This window comes from Streptomyces sp. NRRL S-340 (assembly GCF_000720185.1).
Lineage (GTDB): Bacteria > Actinomycetota > Actinomycetes > Streptomycetales > Streptomycetaceae > Streptomyces.
On the sequence record NZ_JOIY01000050.1, the window covers coordinates 46124 to 54104 of the forward strand.

The 7981-nt window shown below is 76.8% G+C and carries 5 protein-coding genes and 1 pseudogene; 3 read left to right on the forward strand and 3 right to left on the reverse strand.

The genetic code is table 11. From position 1 onward, the window contains the following. Nucleotides 1–12: 12 nt before the first annotated feature. The 3 genes from IG64_RS31405 to IG64_RS31415 form a co-directional block, all read right to left on the reverse strand. Nucleotides 13–2802, reverse strand: coding sequence for a VWA domain-containing protein (locus IG64_RS31405; RefSeq protein ID WP_037862328.1), 2790 nt, complete (start codon nucleotides 2800–2802; stop codon nucleotides 13–15). 4 nt (nucleotides 2803–2806) lie between these two features. Next, a complete protein-coding gene (locus IG64_RS31410; protein WP_037862331.1) occupies nucleotides 2807–3169 on the reverse strand; it encodes an effector-associated constant component EACC1 in 363 nt (120 codons plus the stop codon). A 162-nt stretch (nucleotides 3170–3331) separates the two neighbouring features. Further along, nucleotides 3332–4429 (reverse strand): hypothetical protein, encoded by a 1098-nt coding sequence (locus tag IG64_RS31415; protein ID WP_037862332.1) that lies wholly within the window; start codon nucleotides 4427–4429, stop codon nucleotides 3332–3334. Between the two features lie 378 nt (nucleotides 4430–4807). Between IG64_RS31415 and IG64_RS31420 the strand changes: the two genes are divergently transcribed. The 3 genes and pseudogenes from IG64_RS31420 to IG64_RS42545 all read left to right on the forward strand — a co-directional run. Next, nucleotides 4808–5260, forward strand: coding sequence for a hypothetical protein (locus tag IG64_RS31420; protein WP_037862336.1), 453 nt, complete (start codon nucleotides 4808–4810; stop codon nucleotides 5258–5260). Nucleotides 5261–5509: 249 nt separating this feature from the next. Beyond that, nucleotides 5510–6496, forward strand: coding sequence for a hypothetical protein (locus tag IG64_RS31425; RefSeq protein WP_037862339.1), 987 nt, complete (start codon nucleotides 5510–5512; stop codon nucleotides 6494–6496). A gap of 604 nt (nucleotides 6497–7100) precedes the next feature. Continuing rightward, nucleotides 7101–7981: pseudogene (locus IG64_RS42545) on the forward strand (Toxic cation resistance protein); the annotation flags it as partial.

Genomic DNA, 7981 nt, shown 5'->3' on the forward strand with positions numbered 1-7981 from the left:
TCCCTCGCCGCATCAGTCCTCCCCCGTCCCCACCCGGGCGACCTCGTCGTGCAGGACGGTGCCGAGGTCGTCGCCGACGTCCAGGCAGCGGCCGTGACTCGCCGCGGCGACCGCCGCCGCCGGGCGGCCCTGGTCGCAGGAGCCGCCGACCAGGGACACCATGTCCACCGGCACCCCGCCGTGCCCGGCCCGGTCCAGCACCTGGGAGAGGTTCTTCCCGGTCAGCCGGTTGTCGTCCTCGTCGTCGGTGATGTACACGATCAGCTGCGGCCGCTTGTCGTCGGCGCCACGCTGCGCCATGAAGCCGAGCGCGGCCAGCAGCGCCGCGTGCGGATCGGACTCGGCGTCCCGCACCCGCGCCGCCGCGCCGACGCGCCGCTCGGCGTCCGCGCGGCGGTGGTGGCCGAAGTCCAGCACCTCGTCGTGATGCTGCCCGCCGGAGCCCTCGTAGACGCCCCACACGCCGTACTCGTCCTCGGTGCCGAGCCCGCCCAGGGACTGCTTCAGGATGCCGGGGCCGCCACTGGGTCCGGGCCACCACCTGTGCATCGAGCCGGAACTGTCGAGGAGGAAGAGGACCCGGCCGGGGCCGTCGGCGCTGCGGTAGCGCGCGAGTGCCGTGTCCATCGCCACCCGCCCGGCGGCCCCCGGCAGCGGGCCGGCCTCGCGCAGCACGCCGGTGCCCGCGGGACCGGGATCCAGCAGCGGGTGCCCGGCGCCCGCGGCGGAGCGGAAACCGGCGCCGGCGAACGCGGCGAGCCCGTCCCCGCCGGTGAGCCACGCGCGGAAGCGGTCCACGGCGTCCTGCCGCGCCGCGGCGTCCCGGTCCCCGCCGTCCCAGCCGACCCGCACGAAGGTGGGCGTCAGCGCCGGTACGTCGGAGGGGTACTCCCCGGTCCGCGGCACCCGGGTGCGCTCAGCGCAGCCCACGCCGCTGTCGAGCAGGAACTCGGGGACGAGGACGGCCGTACGGCTGTCGGCGGCGGGGTCGGCCGGCAGCGAGCACAGCAGCGCGGCCGCCGTCGCGGCGGGCGGTCCGGTGCCGCGCACGCTCTGCTCGGCGCCGCGCGGATCGGCGCCGCCGCCGTAGAGGCCGATGGTCGCCAGCAGCGCGGAGTCGGTGACCTCCGGGTCGGCGCGCAGCACCCCGGCGCCCGCGTCCCGCTTGCGCAGGTCCGCGACCAGCCGGGCCAGCGGCAGCCCGGAGCGCTCCTGCGCCCGCTGTCCGGCGATGTCCCGCGGCACGGCCAGGACCACCGGCGAGTACGCGAACGGCCGGGTGTCCGGCCGCAGTTCGGCGAAGGAGCGCCCGCCCGGGTCGGTGGTGACGCGGGCCACGTCCGTGGCGGAGGCGGGGATCCAGACGTCCGGTTGCGGACCGACGTCCCGCTGCGGATTGGTGTCCTCCTCGTGGGGCTCCTGCCAGGCGTCGGTCTGCTCGCGCAGCGCGGTGAGCGCCGCGCTGGCGCCCGCGCTGTAGACGGTGATCCCGGTGCGGCGGCAGCCGTGCCCGTCGGTGTTCGCGTCCGAGGTGAGGTAGGTGTCCGCGGCCGTGCGGACCACCGGCTCCAGGTCGGGGTCGGTCAGCACCCGCAGTTCCAGCGGCGGCCCGCACTCGGCTCCGCCGCCGGTGGTGAGGAACCGGTGCCCGGCGTAGCCGACACCGGCGAGCGCCAGGACGAGGGCGGCGGCCATGGCGACGCGGCCCGGTGCTCCGCGGCGCCCGGCCCACCGCACCGGCGCTCCGGCCGCCGCGGCCAGGGCCCGGACGGCGCGGAGCAGGGCCGCGAGCGCGCGCCGGACCCAGGATTTGGGCGGCTCCCCGCCCTCCTGCTCGTGGGACGGCCCGGGTTCCGGGCCGGGCGAGGACCCTGGGTGCGGGCCCGGCGGCCCGGGTGCGTCCGGCGGGGCGGAGGTGACCGGCGGGATGAAGGTGACGGGCGGGATGGGCGTGACCTGCGGCTCGGGTGAGACCGGCGCGGGCGGATCCTGCGTGACCGGACGGGGCGGACCGGGCGGCACCGGCCGGGGCGGACCGGGCACCGGGTCCGGGTCGGCCGGACTGGCCCCCGCCAGCAGTACGTCCGTGTCCGGCGCGGCGGCGAGCTGCGGCTCCCACGGGTCCCCGAAGGCGGTCGTGAGACCCGCGGCCAGCATCCGTCCCCGCAGGTGCGCGAAGGCCTCCAGCAGCGACAGCTCCCCGTCCGTCCCCAGGAGCCGTACGAGCGCGTCGGTGAACGGAGTCGGCCCCGTGCCGTCACCGGAGTCGATCAGCCGGTTGGCCTGGACGCTCATCAGCAGCAGGATCTTCTGCCGGCCGGGGAAGTCGTGCCACACCTTGGCGGCGTTGCCCGCGTAGCAGCAGTCGAGGATCACCACGATCCGCTCCGCTCCGCTCCCGGCGAGCACGGTGAGCACCTCCGTGAAGGAGGTCGCGTTCGGGAAGACCGCCTGGGCGCCGGCGACCACGCGCGCGTTGCGCATCTGGAGGAACAGCTCGTTGCCCGCGCTCGGCACGGCACCGTGCCCGGCGAAGTAGCACAGCAGCAGCCCCTCGGCCTCGTGGGCCGCCTTGCGCAGGTCCTCGCCGAAGTCGTCGTGGGAGGGCGAGCGGCGCTCCGTGATCTCCCGGTCCTCGAACACCCCGCCCCGCAGTGCCTGCCGCAGCCGGCTGACGTTGTGCCGGACGGCGGGCAGCTGACCGGCCACCCCGTCCCAGGCGGCCGGCTGCGTGTGCTCGTACTCCGATACGCCGACCAGCAGTGCCCGGTTCACCCGCCCCCGCGGGTCGAAACGGCTCACGGCACTATTCCCCGCCGGTGTTCACCGGATCGACGCTCTCCTCGGGGGGCGGGCCGGGCTCCACCCGGCGGCGGTTCTCGCGCCAGGCCGCCACCGCCCGTCTGGTCTGCTCCAGCAGCTCGCCGAACACCACCTCAGCGCCCGCACCGGCCAGGACCAGCAGGATCTCCATGCCCGCGCCCATGTGGCCGGGCGGCGCGTCGGACCGCGGCCGTTCGAGGATCCGCAGCCGCCCGTCGGCGACCAGTTCCTCCAGCGGATTCTCCCGCTCCAGCCACGCCTTCAGCGCGTCGATGTCCCGGTTGCTCGCACTTCCGTCCAGCCGGACCCGGATACCTCGGCCGGCCACGCCCTCCCCCTCAGCCATGACTCACCATTCTGGCACCGCGCGCCCGCCCTGGGGAGGGGGCGGACACGACGGGCACCGGTCCCCTGCCCGCGCCCGCCGCCTCGCCCACCGACGGACCGCCAGGCGCGGCGCGCCGTCGGCCGGCGCTTCGCCGACGGACCGTCAGGGCCCGGTGCGCCGTCAGCCCGCCGTCAGCCCCGCGTCCTCCAACTGCCGCAGCTGCCGCCGCAGGTGGTCCAGTGCGCCCTGCCGGCGGCCCGGCACCCGGCCGCGCAACTCGGCCAGCAGCGGTCCGAGTTCCCGGGCACGCTCCGGTTCGCGGATCCGGCCCCACTGGTGGTGCGCCCGGTCCACGGCGGCCTCCACCTGCGGGGCGCCGGCGCTCTGCCCCAGGGCGAGCCGGGTCGCGGCGACGGACAGCCAGGCACGACAGCTGCGGGCCGGGTCCCCCGCGAACATCGCGAGGTCGGCCCGGACCTCGGTCCAGTGCAGGGCCTCCTCGGACGCCGCTCCGTGCTCGCGCACGGCGGCCTGCTCCCAGCGTGCGGCGAGCGCGTCGGCGTCACCGTGCCGCCCGGACTCCACCCAGGCCGCGATGGCCGCGTGCGGGTCGGCCGCCGCCGGCCGCCCGGCGGCGAGCACGATGCCCGGGCCGCCGTGCGCCCCGCGCCCCCCGCCGCCCTCCTCCACGGCCAGCCGTGCCAGCGCCTGCTCGTGCAGCTCGTCCACCGGCGGACGGTGCCCGCTGCGCAGGATCGTCGCCACCGCCTTCATGTAGGCGGGCGCGGCCACCGCGCGCCGGGCGGGCGGCGGGGCGACACGGCCGTACACGGCGATGTTGCGCCCGGTGTCCAGGGGGCGTTCGCCCAGTTGCCGCCAGCTCTCCTGGTCCGCGTAGAGGTCGGCCACGACGGTGGTCGTGCCGTCCGGGCGCAGCCGCAGCTCCTCGCGCAGCCAGTGCCAGGGCAGGGCGGTGTAGCGGACGGTCGCCGGGGTGGTGCGGGCGAGCGCCAGGTGCGGCAGGTTCTGGCGGCGGTCGAACTGGAGCTGGCCGGTGACGAAGACGGTCAGCGGTCCCGGGGCGGCCGCGGCGGCGCGCAGCCGGCTGAGGACGGCCTGCGGCTCCAGCGGGTCGGCGAGTTCGACCACGCTCGCGGTGCGGGTGCCGGACAGCACGGCGGGCTCCACGGCCGCCAGCACCGGCAGCACGGACGCCGCGTCGACCAGACGGCCCTTGCCCACGGGCGAGGCCGCGAGCAGCAGCACGGTTCCGGGCATGGTCCCCCCGCGGTGATCCGGTCGTCGTTCGCGTACCTCAGCACCGTAACCGCTGCTGGTGCGCGGGCGGGTGCCGGACCGTGGAACATCCGGGTCCGGGGCCAGAGGGCGGGGCTGGGGTCCGGGGCCCGGGTGCGGGGGCTGGGGTCCGTCGTCCGGGGTACGGGGTGCGGGACTGGGATCCGGCCGTGGGGTGCGGGGCCGGGTCCGAGGTCCGAGGTCCGGAGTCCGAGGGTGCGGGGGCTGGGATCCGGGGTGCGGGACTGGCATCCGGGCGTGGGGTGCGGGGCCGGGGCACGTCCGCGGCCGCCGACTTGCCAGGGCCGTCCCCCAGGTGTGCTCTGGTAGGCGGGGGCGAGGAGAGAGAGGAGCGCTCTCATGGTTCACGCGGCACCCGTGTCCGGCCGCACCGCGGCCCCCCGCGCCCGGCATCCCCGGTCACCCGACATCTTCAGCGCCCGGACCCACCGCATCGCCCGGTGGGCGGCCCCGTTCGCCATCAGCCTCGTCTACGGCTACTGGGCCGCCGCCATCCGGCGGTCCGGCGGCCCGATCACCGTGGGGAACCTGGTGTTCGGCTTCGTCACCGCCGTGGTGTTCACGCTGGTCACCGCGGGCGTGCTGACCCTGGCCCCCCGGCTGCCGCGCGAACTCCACGCCTTCCTGTGGTTCCTCTTCACCGGCGCGGCCTTCGGGTTCCTCTACGCCCAGTCCGGCGAATCGGTCCTGCTGGCCATCGGCCTCTCGCTGGCCTTCGGCGTGGCCGTGGGGCTGATCTGCTTCTACTGGGTCTACACGCACGAGGACGCCAGGGGTCACCGCATCGGCTGACCCGGCCGCCCGGACAGGCACCCCGGCCGCGGGTCCCGGCAGCACACCGGGACCCGCGGCCGGACGCCGTGCCGCCCCGGCTCCCCTCCGGCGCCCCGCCTCACGGGACGGCCCCGCCTCCCGCGCCCTCCCCCGCGCCGCGCCTCGCCCGGCTCCTGCTCACCCGACCCTCCCCGCGTACGCGGCGCGGTCACCCGAATGCCGTGCGTCCACTCGCGCGGCCGTCGCCGGGAGACTTCGCTGGGGAGGGTGACCCGACGCCTGCGCAGCGGCCTGTCGGCCGTGCTGATCAGCCTCTCGTGCCTGCTCGTGCCGTTCGGCGCGCTGACGGCCTGGGCGGCGTACGGGCTCGCCGACACCGGCCACTACGTCACCACGATGGCGCCGCTCGCCGCCGACCCGGACGTGCGCGACGCGATCGCGGACACGGTCGGCAACGGCATCCTGGACCAGATCGGGCAGGAGACGGACTCCCGGGTGCTGCGCGCGACCGTGGCGCCCTTCGTGCACGACGCCGTCCGCTCGTTCACGCAGACCGCGGCCTTCCGCACCGCCTGGAACGAGGGCAACCGGGTCGCCCACGACGCCGTCCTGCGCGCCCTGCGCGACGGGGACGACGACCGCGGCCGCCCGGTCACCGTCGACCTCGCCCCGGTCACCGCCCAGGTCAAGGCCCAGCTCGCCCAGGACCACGTGCCGCTCGCCGACCGCATCCCCGTCGAGCACACCGAGGTCGCCCTGCTCCCGGCCCAGGATCTGGGCCGCATGCGGAAGGGGTTCCACGTGCTCGAAGTCGCCGGCTTCTGGCTGCCCGTCTCGGCCGTCGCGTTCGCCGTCGCCGGCATCGGCCTGGCCGCCCGCCGCCGCCGCGCGGTCACCGCGACCGCACTCGGCACCGCGCTCGGCGGCGCGCTGCTCGCCCTCGCCCTGGCCGTGGGCCGCGGCCTGACCCTGTCCGACCTGCCCCCGGAGGTCTCCCAGCCCGCCGTGGGCGCCGTCTACGACGCGCTCACGGCCCCGCTGCGCACGACGTCCTGGCTGCTGGTGGCGCTGGGGCTGACCGTGGCCGCCCTGACCTGGCTCACCCGGCGCCGCCCGGGCCGCGACCGCCCCCGGCCCGGCGCCGGCCCGCGCCCCCGCGGCCGCCTCCCGCGGCTGCGCCCCGGCCGGCGCGGACGCTCCCCCGAGACGACGCCCCCGGCACCGCCGCAGGAACCGACCCGGGTGGAGGCCTGAACGGACCCGAGCGGACCCCCGGCCCCGCCTGCGGACGGACCGGGGCTGTCGGGGCTCCAGGACGTCCGGGGCTTGCGAGGCTTACGGGGCTCCGGCTCAGCGGGGCCGCTCCGGGACTCTCGGCGCTTCGGTGACTCTCGGACTCGCGGTGCTTGGGTGCCTCCCGGGCTCCCAGAGCTTGCGGTCTCCGGGGCTCCCGGGGCTCGCGGCTTCCGGGACTCTCGGCCTCTCGGTGCTCGGGTGCCTCCCGGGACTCCTGGGACTGTCGGTGCTTGGGGGTTTCCCGGCCCCCGGGGCTCGCGACTTCGGTGACTCTCGGACTCGCGGTGCTTGGGTGCCTCCCGGGCTCCCGGGCTCGCGGCTTCCGGGACTCCAGAGGCTCCCGGGGCTACCGGGGCCGCTCTCGGGGCTCTCGGGGTTCACCTGGGGTCCCGGGCTCTCGGGCCCTGTGACTGCACGTGCTGCGGGCCACGCCCGGCCCGCCTTGACACGGCCCTGCCCGCGTCCCTCTCCCCTGGCCTGGCGCGCCACCAGGGGCCGCTAACCTTACGTGTCCGTCCTGGCCAGGGATCGACGGGATCAACTCACGCGAAGGGTTGCGCACATGGGCATTCTCACTCGCCTGCGGAACGCGTTCGGCCGCTCACGCAAGGAACGTGCGGCCGCAGCAGAGGGTGCGGAGCGGGAGCAGGTTCCGACGACGACCCCCCAACCGGCGGACCCCGCCCCGGCCGAGGCGCAGCAGCCGGCGCCGAAGATCCCGGCCCCGGCCGCGGAACCGGAGCCCGCCCCCACCGCCCACGTCCCCGATCAGCGCACTTCCGCCGGCGACGAACACGAACTGGTGGCGGCGGCCTTCGACAACGTCACGGTCCCGCCGAGGCCGAGGGACGAGCAGCCGAAGGAACCGGAGGAGCAGGAGGAACGGGAGGAACGGGAACACCCGGAGGACCCGCCGTCAGCGGCGGAGCCCACCCCGGCCCGGCCCCCGCAGGCTCCGGAGACCCCGGAGGCCACCGAACCCGTGGAGGCTTCGGAGAGCCAGGACAACGGGGAGGCCCAGGCCGGCTCAGAGCCATCGCAGGCCAGGGAGGCCGACGACCGGCAGGAGGCCACGGAGACCGCTGAGGCCGCGGAGTCCAGCGAGCCCTCTGAGTCTGCCGAGGCGGTCGAGCCCAGCGAGACCTCTGAGGCCTCTGAGACCTCTGAGACAGCTGAGGCTGATGAGCTGCGGGAGCCCGCTGAGGCTGCCGAGGCTACGGAGACCGGCGAGGCGCGGGAGACCCCGGCGTCCCCGCAGCCCGCCGATGGTGAGCAAGCCCCGCAGGGGTCACCCGCACCCGACGGCGAAAGCCGCACGGGTGGTGCGGGTGGGAACGGATCCCCGGCCGAAGGCGAAGCCGGGGCCGAGCCCGCCCCCACGACCGGCACCGCCCCCCACCCCGGGACCGAGGCCGAAGGCGAGGCCGGACCCCACCCCACGGC

What these genes read in the sequence shown, in the direction of transcription:
- IG64_RS31410 (WP_037862331.1), bottom strand. Translation starts at nt 3,169, where the DNA reads ATGGCTGAGGGGGAGGGCGTGGCCGGCCGAGGTATCCGGGTCCGGCTG.
- IG64_RS31415 (WP_037862332.1), bottom strand. Translation starts at nt 4,429, where the DNA reads ATGCCCGGAACCGTGCTGCTGCTCGCGGCCTCGCCCGTGGGCAAGGGC.
- IG64_RS31420 (WP_037862336.1), top strand. Translation starts at nt 4,808, where the DNA reads ATGGTTCACGCGGCACCCGTGTCCGGCCGCACCGCGGCCCCCCGCGCC.